This is a genomic window from Streptosporangium sp. H16, assembly GCF_051918855.1.
Lineage (GTDB): Bacteria > Actinomycetota > Actinomycetes > Streptosporangiales > Streptosporangiaceae > Streptosporangium.
Window position 1 is genome coordinate 331,021 of record NZ_JBPXMD010000007.1, and the last position, 15,259, is coordinate 346,279.

11 protein-coding genes are annotated in these 15,259 nt (G+C 70.0%); 3 read left to right on the forward strand and 8 right to left on the reverse strand.

Annotated elements, in window-relative coordinates:
• Nucleotides 1-45: 45 nt before the first annotated feature.
• Entirely contained in the window at nt 46-3,378 is a 3,333-nt protein-coding gene (locus tag ACTOQ2_RS15150) for an AfsR/SARP family transcriptional regulator (RefSeq protein WP_440100204.1), read from the reverse strand.
• Nucleotides 3,379-3,614: 236 nt separating this feature from the next.
• Here ACTOQ2_RS15150 and ACTOQ2_RS15155 point away from each other — a divergent pair, with 236 nt between their 5' ends.
• Nucleotides 3,615-3,941 carry a carboxymuconolactone decarboxylase family protein gene (locus tag ACTOQ2_RS15155; RefSeq protein ID WP_440100205.1) on the forward strand — a complete coding sequence of 109 codons (327 nt, stop codon included), beginning with the start codon at nt 3,615-3,617 and terminating at the stop codon, nt 3,939-3,941.
• Between the two features lie 145 nt (nt 3,942-4,086).
• Here ACTOQ2_RS15155 and ACTOQ2_RS15160 read toward each other — a convergent pair whose 3' ends face one another.
• A complete protein-coding gene (locus tag ACTOQ2_RS15160) occupies nt 4,087-5,346 on the reverse strand; it encodes a nucleotide sugar dehydrogenase (RefSeq protein WP_440100206.1) in 1,260 nt (419 codons plus the stop codon).
• 646 nt (nt 5,347-5,992) lie between these two features.
• Here ACTOQ2_RS15160 and ACTOQ2_RS15165 point away from each other — a divergent pair.
• The gene (locus ACTOQ2_RS15165; RefSeq protein ID WP_440100207.1) at nt 5,993-8,101 is read left to right on the forward strand and encodes a DUF4082 domain-containing protein; all 2,109 of its coding nucleotides are present in this window, start codon (nt 5,993-5,995) and stop codon (nt 8,099-8,101) included.
• Nucleotides 8,102-8,144: 43 nt separating this feature from the next.
• On the opposite strand, the gene rfbB is transcribed toward ACTOQ2_RS15165, so the two are convergent.
• The 3 genes from rfbB to ACTOQ2_RS15180 all read right to left on the reverse strand — a co-directional run bounded on the left by rfbB (nt 8,145) and on the right by ACTOQ2_RS15180 (nt 10,805).
• A complete protein-coding gene (gene rfbB, locus ACTOQ2_RS15170) occupies nt 8,145-9,122 on the reverse strand; it encodes a dTDP-glucose 4,6-dehydratase (protein ID WP_440100208.1) in 978 nt (325 codons plus the stop codon).
• The gene (locus ACTOQ2_RS15175; RefSeq protein ID WP_440100210.1) at nt 9,119-10,186 is read right to left on the reverse strand and encodes a glucose-1-phosphate thymidylyltransferase; all 1,068 of its coding nucleotides are present in this window, start codon (nt 10,184-10,186) and stop codon (nt 9,119-9,121) included. Before ACTOQ2_RS15175 ends, rfbB begins: the two co-directional genes overlap by 4 nt.
• Nucleotides 10,187-10,319: 133 nt before the next feature.
• The gene (locus ACTOQ2_RS15180; RefSeq protein WP_440100211.1) at nt 10,320-10,805 is read right to left on the reverse strand and encodes a GtrA family protein; all 486 of its coding nucleotides are present in this window, start codon (nt 10,803-10,805) and stop codon (nt 10,320-10,322) included.
• Nucleotides 10,806-10,864: 59 nt separating this feature from the next.
• Between ACTOQ2_RS15180 and ACTOQ2_RS15185 the strand changes: the two genes are divergently transcribed.
• The gene (locus tag ACTOQ2_RS15185; RefSeq protein WP_440100212.1) at nt 10,865-11,869 is read left to right on the forward strand and encodes a glycosyltransferase family 2 protein; all 1,005 of its coding nucleotides are present in this window, start codon (nt 10,865-10,867) and stop codon (nt 11,867-11,869) included.
• On the opposite strand, the gene ACTOQ2_RS15190 is transcribed toward ACTOQ2_RS15185, so the two are convergent.
• From ACTOQ2_RS15190 to ACTOQ2_RS15200, 3 genes are all read right to left on the reverse strand, one after another.
• Nucleotides 11,787-12,611, reverse strand: a complete 825-nt coding sequence (locus tag ACTOQ2_RS15190) for a GNAT family N-acetyltransferase (RefSeq protein WP_440100213.1) — start codon at nt 12,609-12,611, stop codon at nt 11,787-11,789. The two genes, ACTOQ2_RS15185 and ACTOQ2_RS15190, sit on opposite strands and share 83 nt — an antisense overlap.
• Nucleotides 12,611-13,765: a dTDP-4-amino-4,6-dideoxygalactose transaminase gene (gene rffA / locus ACTOQ2_RS15195; RefSeq protein ID WP_440100214.1), complete on the reverse strand. Its 1,155-nt coding sequence runs from the start codon at nt 13,763-13,765 to the stop codon at nt 12,611-12,613. Before rffA ends, ACTOQ2_RS15190 begins: the two co-directional genes overlap by 1 nt.
• Before the next feature lie 79 nt (nt 13,766-13,844).
• On the reverse strand, nt 13,845-15,259 hold a 1,415-nt coding region (locus ACTOQ2_RS15200; protein WP_440100215.1), incomplete at its 5' end, for a hypothetical protein.

The following is a 15,259-nucleotide window of genomic DNA, read 5'->3' on the forward strand; positions in this document are numbered from 1 at the left end:
CATCAGGCCGGGATCACGGGGTCACGGGGTCACGGGGTCACGGGGTCACGGGGCGAGCATCGCGAGCATCCCGCTCCGCGACATCCGGGTTCCCGCGCGCCACTCCTCCTCGTACGCGGCGTCGCCCATCCGGGCACGGACGGCCGCCGTGACACCGGCGCCGGAGTCCGCCGCGGCGGTGCCGCAGAGGGCCGCGGCCGCGCCCAGCAGCCGGGCCGCGCCCTTGGCGTCGCCCTCCAGCAACGCGACCTCCGCCAGCCCCTCGATCGCCGAGCCCGCCACCAGGGGGTAACGCTGCAGCGCCGGTTCCAGTGCCCTGCGGTACCAGGTCCCGGCCCCGGCGCCGTCTCCGCCCGACGCGGTGATCCGTCCCAGGTCGACGATGATGCGCAACCGGATCTCCTCGGTGCTGTACCACTCCTGCGTGCACAGCTCCAGGGCCCGCAGGGCGAGGTCGAGCGCCTCGTCCAGATTCCCGCGAAGCCTGGCGATCTCGGCGAGACCGTGGTGGACCTTGGCCATCACGTCGGGGGCGCCCGCCCGGCGGGCGTGGTCGATCGCGCGAAGGTACTCGGCGTGGGCGGTCGCGAGGTCGCCGTCGCGTACGGTCCCCGCGGCCCCGCGGCAGACGAGCTCCGCGATGTCCTCGTCCGACCCGAGCTCCTCCGCCAGGCGAAGCGCCTCCCCGCCCAGCGCGCGCGACGCGTCCCTGTCCTGCCGCAGGTCGGCGAGCCCGGCCAGCTCGGCCAGTGTGAGCGCGCTCCCCCAGCGCTCCCCGAGGGACCGGAACAGCTCCAGCGCCTCCCCGAAGGAGCGCTCGGCGCTCCCGGCGTCGCCGCCGTACCGGTAGAAGTAGCCGTAACCGAAGTGGGACAGCGCCCGCAGCCACGGGTCGGCGATGACGAAAACCTTCGGCTCCTCCGGCAGGAAGTCGGGCGGACCGGTGAACATCGGCCACAGCATGCCCAGGAACGGCCACCGGTACGGCAGGTCGATCGGCGGGATGATCTGGACGATCGTCTCCAGAAGGGCGAAATGCCTGGGCGACCGCGTCTCCCCGGAGGAGGCTACGAGCACGCACATGGCGTACTCCTCCTCCATCCCCTCGACCGGAACGGCCGCCGTCGCGCTCCCCGCCGGAGCGGACCCCGTCACGTCCCCGGACGGCGCGAGCCCGATCGCGCGCTCCGCCGGCGCGGACCCGTCCGGCCCCCCGTCCGATCTCCCGGCCGGAGCGGCCCCGGTCGCGCCCTCGGCGGGGACCGACCCGATCGCGGCGAGCAGGTCGGCGGCGATGGCCGCGCCCTCCGAGCGGCGGCCCCGCAGCCACCAGTACATGGCGAGCCCGGCGAGCAGGCGCAGCCCCAGCCCGGTCCTGCCGGTGTCGACGGCCCAGCGCAGCGCGGCGTGCAGGTCGTCGTGCTCCTCGTCCAGCCGCCGCAGCCACTCCAACTGCCCGGCGTCGCGCAGGTGGGAGTCCGCCGTGGCCACCAGGTCCGCGTAGTACGCGGCGTGCGCCTCGCGGCGCGCCTCGGTCTCACCGGTCTCGGCCAGCCGTTCCGCGCAGTACACGCGGATGGTCTCCAGCATCCGGTAGCGCTCGCCCACCCGCTCGACGAGCGACTTCTCCGCGAGGGAACTCAGCAGGTCGACGGCCTCGTCCTCGCGCAGCCCGCACACCCGCCCGGCCGCCTCCAGCGTCGCGCCGCCCACGAAGACGGTGAGCCGCCCGGCCAGCGACCGCTCGTCGTCGTCGAGCAGGTCCCAGCTCCAGGCGACCACGGCGCGCAGCGTCTGGTGCCGGGGCAGCGCGGTGCGGCTGCCCCGCGACAGCAGCCGGAACCGGTCGTCCAGCCGGGAGGCCACCTCGGCCACCGGCAGGGAACGCAGGCGCGCCGCGGCCAGCTCCAGCGCGAGCGGCAGCCCGTCCAGGGCCCGGCAGATGCCCAGCACCTGCTCGACGTTGGCGTCGTCGACGCGGAAGCCGGGGAGCACGGCCGCCGCCCTGTCGGCGAAGAGCCGCACGGCCGGGTAGGCCAGGGCCTCTCCCGCGGCGGTGCCCGTCCTCGGCACCGGCAGCGGCGCGACCGGGTGGATCACCTCTCCGGTGATGCCGAGCGCCTCCCTGCTGGTGACCAGGACGCGCAGCCCCGGGCAGGCGGCGAGCAGGCGGTCGGCGAGCTCGGCGACCTCCGCGACCAGGTGCTCGCAGTTGTCCAGGACGAGCAGCACGGGACGGTCGGCCAGCACCGCGACCAGCCTGGCCAGGGGGGCGGGCGTCGGGCGGGCGGAGCCGGGGAACAGTCCGGCGTCGCGGACGCCCAGCGCGCCGAGGACGGCCTGGGCCGCCTCCCCCTCGCCGAGGACGGGGGCCAGTTCCACGAAGCACACGTCGCCCCGCTCCCCCGCGGCGACCTCACCGGCCAGCCGGGTCTTGCCCGCGCCGCCGGGACCGACCAGGGTGACCAGTCTCGCCTCGCCGAGCAGCGCGCGGAGCCTGGACATCTCGTTCTCCCTGCCGACGAAACTGGTCAGCGGGGCCCACAGACCCGATCGGACGGGCGCGGCACCGTCGACTGTGACGCCGGCCGTGCCGTCGCCCGTAGCGTCGGCCGCGATGTCGCCGGAGGCGCCGGTCAGGGCGGGGTCGGCCCTGAGCACCGCCAGGTGCACGGCGGCCAGCTCCGCCGACGGGTCCACGCCGAACTCCTCACCGAGGATCCGTCTGGCCCCCTCGTACACCTCCAGGGCCTCGGCCCGCCTGCCCGCGTTGTACAGGGCACGCATCAGCTGCCCGTACAGCCGCTCCCTGAAGGGGTGGGCCGCGGTCAGCTCCTGCAGCTCGGCGACGAGCTCGCGGTGGCGGCCGAGCTCCAGCTCCGCCTGGACGCGGTCCTCCACGCAGTCGAGCCTGAGCCTCTCCAGCCTGGCCGAGGGCGCCTGGGCGAACGGCGACTCCCCCACGTCGGCGAGGGCGGGCCCGCGCCACAGGGAGAGGGCCTCGCCCAGCAGCCCGACGGTCCTGCCGTGCTCGCCGGAGGCCAGGGCCCGGCGGCCTTCGGCGGCGAGCCGCTCGAAGCGGTGGGCGTCGACGGCGTCGGCACCGGCCGCGATCCGGTATCCCGCCGGGTGGAACTCGATCATCTCCTGGACGCCGAGCGTCCTGCGCAACCGCGAGACCTGGGACTGCAGGGCGTTGGCGGCGCTCGCGGGCGGATCGTCGCCGTACAGGCCGCCGATCAGCCGCTCGGTGGTCACCACCCTCCCCGCGTCGAGGAGGAGCATCACGAGCAGCGCGCGCATCCCCTGCCCGCCCACGGTGACCACGCGCCCGCCGTCGAGCCGGATCCGGGTGGGACCGAGGATGTCGAACCGCATAGCCCGATTATCGTGGCTTCTCCCTTTTTCGCTTCTCCTTCCGCTCGCCACCGCCGATCGGGGTCCGCGCGTGTAATGCCGGATGACCTCTGGTACGACATATATCTACATGTCATAACTTTAGTGAAAAAAGATCTTTCCTTGGTGCCAGAAGGGGCGGGGCAGGCGGGGTAGGGACTCCACTGGCCGTCCCCACCGGGGAACGGCTGCCGGGGGGCTCCACACGGAGGTGTTCGATGAAACAGGTCCACGACTGGGACCACGGCGAGAACGAGCCCGGCGACCTATTCGGGGCGACCGCCGAGAACCTGTTCGCCGAGGTGTGGTCCAGGAAGGGGATCTCGAATCGCGACCGGCGTATGCTGCTGGTCGGTCTGCTCGTCGGCCAGGGCATGGGCGAGGACGTCGACGTCCAGCTCGACGCGGCGCTGCGGACCGGCGACCTCACCCCCGACGAGCTCCGCGAGGTCGTCGTCTTCCTCACCCACTACGCCGGATGGCCCCGGGGCGCCAGGCTCAACGGCCAGGTCGAGGAGCTGATCGCCCGCGTCATGAGGTCCTGACGCCCGGCGCGACCGGCCGGCCGCCCGCTTCATGAGGTCCTGACGTCCCGCGCGACCGGCCGACCGTCCGCCTCCCGGGATCGCGGCCGCACGGCGCGGTTCCTCCCGGCGGAACCGGAACCGGCCGCTCGCCCGCGGCGCGAGGTCAGAGTCTCTCGACGTTGGGTCCCCGGCAGCGGTTCCTGGTGTCGAAGACGAGGGCGCTCGCCCTTTGGACGAGCCCGTAGTCGAAGCAGTCGTGGTCGGTGAGGACCACCACCACGTCCGCGTCCGCCAGTTCCCGTTCCGAGAACGCGACGATCTCGATGCCCTGCGGCAGCAGGAAGCAGTCCACGTGCGGGTCGGCGGCCCGTACGTCCGCGCCCAGCTTGCGAAGGCCCCTGACCACGTCGATCGCGGGTGACTCGCGGCAGTCTCCGGCGTTCTTCTTGTACGCGAGGCCGAGCGCGAGCACCCGGCTGCCGTTGACCGGCTTGCGCAACCGGTTCAGCGCGAGACCGACCCGGCGCACGACGTGGTCCGGCATGTGGGCGTTGATGTCGTTGGCCAGCTCCACGAACTGGAAGTTGTGCCCCAGGCTGCGCTTGACCTTCCATGACAGGTACGACGGGTCGATCGGCAGGCAGTGCCCGCCGACGCCGGGCCCCGGGGTGAAGCGCATGTAGCCGAACGGCTTGGTGGAGGCGGCGTCGACGGCCTCCCAGACGTCGATGCCGAGCTGCTGCGCGAAGATCGACAGCTCGTTCACCAGGGCGATGTTGACGTGCCTGAAGGTGTTCTCCAGCAGCTTGCACAGTTCGGCCACCCGCGTCGAGGAGACCGGCACGACCTCGTCCACGATCCGCGAGTAGAACGCCCGGATCCGCTCCAGGGACGCCCCGTCGACACCGGAGACCACCTTGGGGGTGTTCTCCAGGCGCCAGCGCTCGTTGCCCGGGTCGATTCGCTCGGGGCTGTAGCCCAGATGAAAGTCCTGCGGTGCCCGCAGCCCTGAGCCCTCCTCCAGCAGCGGCAGCAGATACTCCTCGGTGGTCCCCGGATAGGTGGTGGACTCCAGGACCACCGTGACGCCCCGCCGCAGCAGCGGGGCGATCGACTCCCCCGCCGCGCCGATGTGGCGCAGGTCGGGAACGCCCTCGCGCAACGGCGTCGGCACGGTTATCACGCAGACGTCGAACCCCTCGGCGGCGGCGTAGTCGGCGCTGGCCAGGTATCGGCCGGACCGGTGGGCCAGGGACAGCATCTCGTCGCCGACGTCCTCGACGTAGGACTCGGCGGCGTTGAGGCGCTTGACCCGCCACTCGTCCAGATCGACTCCCACGACGTCGAAGCCTGCCGTGACGGCCCCCATCGCAAGTGGCAGGCCGACGTACCCCTGGCCGATCACAACCAGTTTCTCTTCCACGGCAGAACCCCCGTCGATTTGGGATAAGACCCGACCTCGACTGTAGAAGTCTCGCTTTCCCACACCACCGATTCCGCCGCCGTCCGGGCGTGTCGCCCGGAATCCGGGGCTGCTTAAGCACGGCGCACGGGACCGGATTGACCACCGATAACATCACCAAAACCTTAAAACATTACCTAATCATCTCAAATACGCATTTATACTTTTTATGCTCATATTGTGGGCGACCAGCAGGCGGGCAGGCGAGCGCGCGGACGAAATCAGGCCACCTTCCACCCGCACCCGGACACCCCTTCGAACAGGATCAATATCGCTTTAACGCCGAAAAGTAAGTAATATCCAGAAGAATTATCGAGTAAATTTTTCATCAGCCGCATATCAACATGCGCTCTTCCTGGACGTACGCGAGCCCGCGCACGCCACCCTCCACGGCAGAGTCGTCAGCGTGTTACGTGACGCCTTTTCAGCGACGTGACGACATTCCGATGATTTCTCTCAACATCCACCTTCAGTCTCCCTGTGTGATTAATACGAAAAATCACATAGAGGCTCAACAAAGACCTCAAGTTTCATTCATGACAGATCACAGGCGACGGATCGCACCGGACGTCTGACGCATCACGAGATCAGTGAGGAGTTGTGTCGCATGTCCAAACCCGTTCGCGACGCGCTCGACCAGACGGCCGGCACGGCCGTAACCATGATCGGCACCAGGGGGTTCCGGAGCCGGACGCTCTTCCGGTTCCGCCCGCCCCGCCCGCGGGGTGCCGCCGGCCGCATCCTGCTGAAAGCGGCCGTGGCGGCCACCCTCGCGATGGGCGCGGTCGCCGGCACCCCGGCCGGCGCGAGCGCGGCCGATCCGGTGGACATCGGCGACGCCGCGCCGTTCGGGGTGCTGGCGTCCGCGGTCACCAACGTGAACTCCACGGCGGTCACCGGCGACCTGGGGGTGAGCCCGGGAACCACGGTGACCGGATTCCCGCCCGGCACGGTCTCGGGGACCAAGCAGATAGGAAACGCCGTTGCGGCTCAGGCCAAGGCCGACGCGGCCGGCGCCTACGCCGACGCCGCCGGACGCACGCCCGACGCCACGGTGGCCGCCCAGCTGGGCGGGACGACCAAGGGGCCGGGCGTCTACGCCTCCGTCAGCGGCAGCTTCTCGATCAGCGGGACCCTCACCCTCGACGCGCAGGGCGACCCGGACGCCGTCTTCATCTTCCAGGCGTCCACCCTCAGCACGGCGAACGTCAGCAACATCAGCCTCCTGCGCGGCGCCCAGGCCGACAACCTCTTCTGGCAGATCGACGGCCCGGCGTCGCTGGGCACGTACTGCACCTTCCGCGGCAACATCCTGGCGCAGAACTCAATCATGATCAGCAGCGGGGCCAACATCAACGGCCGCGTCTTCTCGCTCGACGGCACGGTCGCCATCCAGGGCACCGGCAGCCTGCCGCACACCCGCGTCACCGTGCCGGACGACCCGCCGACCACCACCACCCTGACCTCCTCCACCGACCCCGCGTGGAGAGGGGAGCCGGTCACCCTGACGGCGACGGTGGAAGCGGTCAGCGGCACGGTCGTACCCGCCGGCGAGGTCCTCTTCAAGGACGGCTCGACCGTCCTCGGCTCGGCCTTTCACGACAGCTCGGCCCCCGCCCGGATCACGGTCTCCGACCTCTCCGGTGGAGAGCACGAGATCATCGCCGTCTATCTCGGGGGGGACACCTTCGACAACGAAGCCCTGATCCACTTCGCGCCGAGCACGTCACCGCCCGTCACCCAGAGCATGTCGGACAGCCTGTGGGACAGCGCGGGGGTGCCCGCCGTCCCCGCGCAGTCCGACACGCAGGGGGTCACCCTCGGCGTCAAGTTCAGGGCGGCGACGAGCGGGACCGCGATCGGCATCAGGTTCTACAAGGGCTCGCAGAACACCGGCACCCACGTCGGCAGCCTGTGGACGAGTGGCGGCGCCCTCCTGGCCAGCGCCACCTTCACCGACGAGACCGCCACCGGCTGGCAGCAGGTCAGCTTCTCGACACCGGTGCCGATCACCGCCGACACCACCTACATCGCCTCGTACCACGCTCCGGCCGGCCGCTACGCGATGACCCGTCCCTACTTCGTCTCCCAGTACGCCAACGGCCCCCTCGTCGCCCTCGCCAACGGCGCCGGAGGCGGCAACGGCGTCTACACCTACGGGGCGGCGAACGCCTTCCCCGCGAGCAGCTACCAGTCGACGAACTACTGGGTCGACGTCGTGTTCATCCCGACAAACAGCCTGTGGAACAGGGTGGCGGTGCCCGCCATCCCGTCGCAGCCCGACACGCAGGGGATCTCCGTCGGCGTCAAGTTCAAGCCCGCGGCGAACGGGAAGGTGAGCGGGATCCGGTTCTACAAGGGCTCGCAGAACACCGGAGTCCACACCGCCAGCCTGTGGGCGAGCAACGGCGAGCTCCTGGCCAGCACCCCCTTCACCGGCGAGACCGCCACCGGCTGGCAGCAGGTCAACTTCCCGCAACCCGTCAACGTCACCGGCGGCACCACCTACGTCGCCTCGTACCACACCACATCCGGCTACTACTCGATGAACCGCCCCTATTTCACCTCCCAGTACGTCAACGGCCCCCTGACCGCCCTCGCCAACGGCACCGAAGGCGGCAACGGCGTCTACACCTACAACGCGAGCAACATCTTCCCGACGAGCAACTACCAGGCGACGAACTACTGGGTCGACCCGATCTTCCACGCCAGCTGACGCGACGCTTGCGCGACCGGTGCCCCATGGCACGGGTCCGGTGTCAGGGCGTCCGCTCCTTGAGCGGGCGCCACCACCGAGGGTTGTCCCGATACCATCGGACCACCTCGGCCAGGCCGTCGCCGAAGTCCTTGCGGGGCTCGTAGCCGATGGTCCGGATCTTCGTCCAGTCGACGGAGTAGCGGCGGTCGTGCCCGAGCCGGTCGGCCACGGGCTCGACCGCCTCCCATCCCGCGCCGAGCGCGGCCAGCAGCCGCCCGGTCAGCTCCCGGTTGGTCAGCTCGACGCCGCCGCCGATGTTGTAGACCTCACCGGGCGTCCCCTTCCTCAGCACCGTCTGGATGCCCCTGCAGTGGTCGTCGACGTGCAGCCAGTCGCGCACGTTGAGCCCGTCGCCGTAGAGCGGGACCTTCTCGCCGTCGAGGAGGTTGGTGACGAAGAGCGGGATCAGCTTCTCGGGATGCTGGTAGGGGCCGTAGTTGTTCGAACAGCGGGTCACCCGGACGTCGAGCCCGTGGGTGCGGTGGTAGGCGCGGCAGAGCATGTCGCCGCCCGCCTTGGCCGCCGAGTAGGGCGAGTTCGGCAGCAGCGGTTCGCCCTCGCTCCAGGACCCCTCCTCGATCGAGCCGTACACCTCGTCGGTGGAGACCTGGAGGACCGTGCGGACCCCGCCCTCCAGCGCGGCCTGGAGAAGTCTCTGGGTCCCCAGCACGTTCGTCGTCACGAAGTCGCCCGCGCCCGCGATGGACCGGTCGACGTGGCTCTCCGCCGCGAAGTTCACGACCACGTCGTGGCCGGGGACGACGTCCGCGAGGAGCCGCGCGTCGGTGATGTCACCCCGCACGAACGCGTAACCGGGGTGGCCGTCGAGGGGGGCGAGGTTGGCGAGGTTGCCCGCGTAGGTGAGCTTGTCCAGGACGGTGACCCGCGTGTCCTCGCAGCCGGGCCAGGAACCGAGCAGCAGGGACCTGGTGTAGTGGGACCCGATGAACCCGGCTCCGCCGGTGACGAGGACTCTCATGCGCGCACCTGGATCCTGCTGTGGTCGCCCACCATGAGCTCGTGGGTGTTGGACACGCCGGCCGCGCGGCTGACCTCGACGTTGCGCCCGATCAGGGAGTGCGCGATGCGCGAGACGCCCTGCACGGAGGAGCCGTCGAGCACGATGGAGTATTCGATCTCGGCGCCGCCGACCAGGCAGCCGGAGCCGATCGAGGTGAAGGGGCCGATGTAGGAGGAGAGAATCTTGGTGTCCGCGCCGATCACGATCGGACCGCGGAGGATCGAGTTCTCCACCACCGCTCCCGGCTCGACGATGACCCGCCCGGTGATCTCACTCAGGTCGTCCACGGTGCCCCTGACGTCGGGCTCGACACGTTCGAGGACGATGCGGTTGCACTCCAGCATGTCCTGGAGGCGCCCGGTGTCCTTCCAGTAGCCGCTGACGAGATGCGAGTGGACGCGGAAGCCGTTGCCGAGGAGCCACGCGACGGCGTCCGTGATCTCCAGCTCGCCGCGCGCCGACGGGGTGATCGCCCGGACCGCCTCGTGGACGGCCGGGGAGAAGATGTAGACCCCGACGATCGCGAGGTCGCTGCGCGGGTGCTCGGGCTTCTCCTCCAGCCCGAGGATCTCCCCTCCCGGCCCGATCTCGGCCACTCCGTAGAACTGCGGTTCGGCGACCCTGGTGAGCAGGATCTGCGCGTCGTGGTCGGCCAGGCGGAAGGCCTCCACCAGATCGGTGATGCCGTCCACCAGGAAGTTGTCCCCCAGATACATCACGAACGGTTCGTCGGCGAGGAACTCCCTGGCGATCAGGACGCAGTGCGCCAGCCCGAGGGGAGCCTCCTGAGGGATGTACGTGACGTCCAGCCCGAACCGCGAGCCGTCGCCCACGGCGTCCCGGATCTCGTGGCCCGTGTCGCCGACGACGATGCCCACGCTGGTGATGCCGGCCTGCCGGATCGCCTCAAGCCCGTAATAGAGCACCGGCTTGTTGGCGACCGGGACCAGTTGTTTCGCCGAGGTATGGGTCAGCGGGCGCAGCCTCGTTCCCTTGCCGCCCGCCAGAACGAGTGCCTTCAACGCTCTCTGAGTCCTTCCGCGAAGAACGCATGGCCGTGCGACCACATGTCCGCCCGATTTTACAGGGATCCGGAATCGATGCCTCTTCACCGGCTCGCGCCTTTACCGAGGAGCGTACGGCGTGTTGCCGTTTTCACACTTTTCCTCGGTCACGGAACACCCACGCCCGGTTTATCGCATAACTCAGCGGCGGGCTCATCACTATCACCACCCCCTGGGCCACCATGATCGAGATCCCGGTGTGTTCCACCAGAAGCGGGACCCCGATGACGGACGCCGCGAGGAAGCTCAGCCCGACCGCGTAGAACCGCAGGTAGCCCGCCGGCCAAGAGTGCCCGGAGTCGCGGAAGACCACCAGCCTGTACCAGGGGTAGACGATCATCACGGTCACCAGGTGGCCGGCCACGGCCAGGAAAAGATAAGGGACGCCATCTTCAACGACCAGCAATCCTAGGCCGAGGAGAGCGTAATAGACCATGGCCGTCATGGCGCCGGCGAGCAGGTATGTGATGCGGTGGCCAGCAAAAGCCGAGATCACGGCCGGCCGCCCGAAATGCGAATTATTGCCACGGGCGGTTCCATCTTCGACTTCAACCATGCGACGGTCGCTCCGGATCATGATCTGACATTGGGATGAAACAGGATTGTAGTAGGCGACGGGAAATAACCGGGGGATCAATGTCGGTGTCGGTGGTTATTCCGTGTTACCGCTCAGCGCGGACCCTTCCGGCGCTGGTGGACAGGCTCATGCCGGTCCTTCGCGGGCTGTCCGTCCGGCACGAGGTGATCCTCGTCGTCGACGGAAGCCCGGACGACACGTGGGAGACCGCCGCCGAGCTGGCCCGCAGGGTCGACGCGGTCCGGGCGATCCGCCTGTCCCGGAACTACGGGCAGCACAACGCGCTGGTCGCCGGTATCAGGGAGGCGGCGTTCGAGGTCGTCGTCACCATGGACGACGACCTGCAGCATCCCCCCGAGCAGATCCCTCTCCTCCTGGCCGCCCTCGAAGGCGACCGCCTCGACCTGGTGTACGGCGTCCCGCACGAGGAGGAGCACGGGTTCCTGCGGAGTCTCGCGTCCCGGTCGGTCAAGGCCGCCATGGCCGGCGCGCTGGGCATCCGCACCGCGCGTACGATCAGCGCCTTCCGGGCCTTGCGCACGCACATGCGCGACGGGTTCGAGGACCTCTCCGGCCCGCACGCGTCGATCGACGTGGCCCTGTCATGGGTCACCACGCAGGTGGGCTCCGTCGGCGTGCGCATGAACGAGCGCGACCACGGGCGGTCGAACTACACGCCGCGCCTGCTGGTCGGGCACGCGATGAACATGCTCCTCGGTTACAGCACCGCTCCGCTCCGCGCGGCGAGCTACCTCGGATTCCTCGTCGGCGTGATCGGCCTGCTGCTGGGGGGCGCCGTCCTGTGGCGTTTCGCCGCGGGCGACACCACGGTGGCCGGGTTCACCACCATCGCCTCGATGGTCGCGCTCTTCTCCTCCGCCCAGCTGGTGTCCATCGGAGTCCTCGGCGAGTACATCGGCCGCATTCACGGAAACGGCATGGGCCGCCCGACGTACGTGGTGCGCGAGCGCGTCGGGTCGTCTACCGCCGATCTTCCCCAGCGACCCGGCGGCCCTGGCGTTCCCGCGCGCGCAGGAGCTGGCTCCGGACCAGATGAACGGTGAGGAAGGTCTGGACGGGCTCGAATCCGTACCTCGCCCATGCCCTCTGCACCCGCGTGTTGTGTCCCTGGGTGGAGATGACGACCTCTGCCGCGCCACGTGCCAGCGCGCGGTCCTCGACGGCCCTGAGCAGGTGGGCGTAGAGACCACGCCCCTGCGAGCCGGGGATCACTCCGGCCAGGAGGATCTCCGTCCGGGAGCAGTCCTCCTCCAACGTGGCCAGCCCGAGCAGGCGGGGCCCCTCCACTCCCGCGCCTCGCTCCTCCAGGGCCAGGCACTCCCCCTCCGCGGACGACCTCAGTGCCCATTCCCGGTAGCCCTCCAGGGCCTTGACGGCGTCGAACAGCGGATTGGCCAGGTAGTGGTTCCCGTACGCGCCGAAGATGTCGGAGACCAGTGCCTCCACCGCGGCGGGACCGACCGGCTCCGACGTCCGCAGATCGGACGACGGAGCGGGCCCGCGCCCCTCTCCCGCGCGCAGGCGCCAGTACACGAGGGAGTCCGCGAACACGGCGGTCCGGCCGAGCGCGGTCAGTTTCGCGAACCAGCCGACGTGTTCGGCCGGATACCGGAGCACGACGACGTCCGCGACCGACCCCAGGAGCGTCTCACGGACCGCGGAGAACGGTGCCCCGGACCCGGCGGGGACGGTGAGGCGCTCCACGGAACATCCGAACCGGGCCGATTCCAGCGGCGACTCCACGGCCCGTACGGCCCGCGCCTCGATCACGTCGTGCCAGGCCATCAGCTCACCTCGTAGGACCGGACGGCGTCGACCACTCGCGCCACGCCGGTCTCGTCCAGGTCGGCGTAGAGCGGCAGCCGTACGAGGCGGTCGGCGACCCTCTCCGTGACCGGGCAGCCGCCCGGGGCCACGCGACCGAACCTCGCCCCCGCGGGCGCGGCGTGCAGGGGCTGGTAGTGGAACGTCGCCTGCACGCCTCCCCTCCGGAGATGGCCGATGAAGGCCTGGCGATTCTCCAGATCCGGGAGCAGCAGGTAGTACAGGTGCGCCGGATGCACGCAACCGTCCGGGATCGCCGGCTGGGAGATCCCGTTCCCGGTCGCCCAGTCCGCCAGGTCCTCGTGGTACCGGTACCAGATGGCGTGGCGCCGGGACTGGATCTCGTGGAACGACTCCAGCTGCGAGGTCAGCTGCGAGGCCAGGACGTCGGACAGCAGGTAGCTGGAGCCGATGTCGACCCACCGGTACTTGTCGACCTGGCCGCGGAAGAACCGGCTGCGGTCGGTGCCCTTCTCCCGGATGACCTCAGCGCGCGCGACGAGACCGGCGTCGTTCAAAAGTAGCGCGCCGCCCTCCCCGCACTGCACGTTCTTCGTCTCGTGGAAGCTCTGCGCGGCCATGCTGCCGAACGATCCGAGCGGCCGGCCCCGGTAGGACCCGCCCAGGCCGTGGGCGTTGTCCTCGATGAGGGTGAGGCCATGCCGATCGCAGAGTTCGGCGATCTCCTCCATCGCGCACGCGATGCCCGCGTAGTGGACGACCACGACGGCCCGCGTGCGATCGGTGATCGCCGCTTCGATCAGCCGCTCGTCCATGTTGAGGGTGTCGGGCCTGCAGTCGACGAAGACCGGGACCGCCCCGCGCAGCGCGTAGGCGTTGGCCGTCGACATGAAGGTGAACGACGGCATGATCACCTCGTCGTCGGCCTGGAGGTCCAGGAGGATCGCCGACATCTCCAGCGCGTGCGTGCAGGAGGTGGTCAGCAGCACCTGGCCCGCCCCGGTGATCTTTCCGAGGATCTCGGCGGCCCGCCGGGTGAACGGCCCGTCCCCGCAGGTGGATCGCAGGCGCACGGCCTCCCCCAGGTAATCCAGCTCGTTCACCGAGATGTGTGTTCGGTTGAAGGGGATCGTCTTCAGGTCGGTTGCGTTCACGGCCGAAGTGAACAACGAAAGGACCGGGCGACACGTGTTGCGCCGTCGTGCCTTGGCGATCCATTACGCAAGCCTTAGGTCACGCCGATCCGTCCGGAATCCGGTAGACGGCGTAGTCGCCGGAACGGAAGCGGAGCTCGGCGAAGTCCCCGATGTCTCCGGTGTCTCCGGTGTCTCCGGTGTTCCCGGTGTTCCCGGTGTTCCCGGTGTCTCCGATCTTCGATGTCCGGCCCGTGCGGCGCTCGTCGGCGAGGAGCCAGCGCACCCCGTAGCGCTCGCGCAGGTGCTGGATCGCAGCGGCCGAGGGCGTCTGGAAGGCGGCGTCGTTGCTCCGGATCCGCTCGCCGTCCCAGAACGGCAGATGCTCCGGCAGGGACCCCGGACGCCAATGGCTCATGTTCGCGGAGGTGTAGGTCCACCCCTCGACCAGCACGCGCCGTTCCGACAGGGCCGCCACCCAGAACTGGCGGCTGTCGCACGGATCCTCGTAACCCCAGCGGCAGTGCACGTCCGTGGCGACCAGATCGCCCGGATCCGAGTGGGCGCGCAGCCACCGGCCGGCCTCCAGGGCACCCCGGGGGATCGAGGCGAACGCCACCGGCGGGACCTCTCCGAACGTCCGGGCCGCGGGGACGCTCTCCGCGCCGGGAAAAACACGCGTGAACCAGGCGGCGGGCGGCCCGGCCGCCGCGAACATGACGAGTACGAAGGCCCAGGCCCGGAGGCTGCCGCGCCCGGTCGTCACCAGGGCGGCGGCCACCAGCACGGCGACGGCCAGCAGCGCGGCGTAGGGCAGGTACAGCAGGGCGTCCGGCTGGCCCGGGGCCAGGGGGGTCCTGACATCGCACAGCATGCGGATCAGGTAGGCCGTCGTCACGCCGGCGCCGACCGCGTACACGATCGTCCTGAGCCGCACCCGTGCCTGCCGCACGACGACGGAGAGCCCGTAGACCGCGACGATCATCAGGTAGGGGTAGCCGGCGCCGAAGAAGTAGAGCTGGCCGAGGTGGGGGTGCCCGAGCAAAAGCACGGCGGCGACACACGCGGCCCCCATGCCGAGCAGGAGGACCACCGCCGGTCGCAGGAGCAGTCGCGGCCTGCACAGCAGCCCGAGGATCCCGCACCACGTGACGGCCAGGCACAGCGCGTACAGCACCGTGACACCGAGGACCGAGAGCGTCGGCGGCTCGACCGCGCCGGCGTGGCCGGTCAGCTCTCCCCAGGCCCGGCGCAACAGGGAGAGGGGGTCGACCATCATCCCCTGCCTCGCGCCGCCGAACAGTATCGCCTGCGCGAAGAGAGAGCACGCCGCCGTCATCCCGAGCGCGGCGAGCGCGGCCCGGGGTGCCCGGCGCCGCCTGATCACCTCGACCCCGACGACGGCGGCCAGTCCCGCGGCGAGCGGAGGAAGATGGGTGGCCTTGGCTCCCATGACCGCCACGATGAACACGCCGAGCAGGAGCCATCTGCCGACGTCACGTCTCCGCCGTTCGA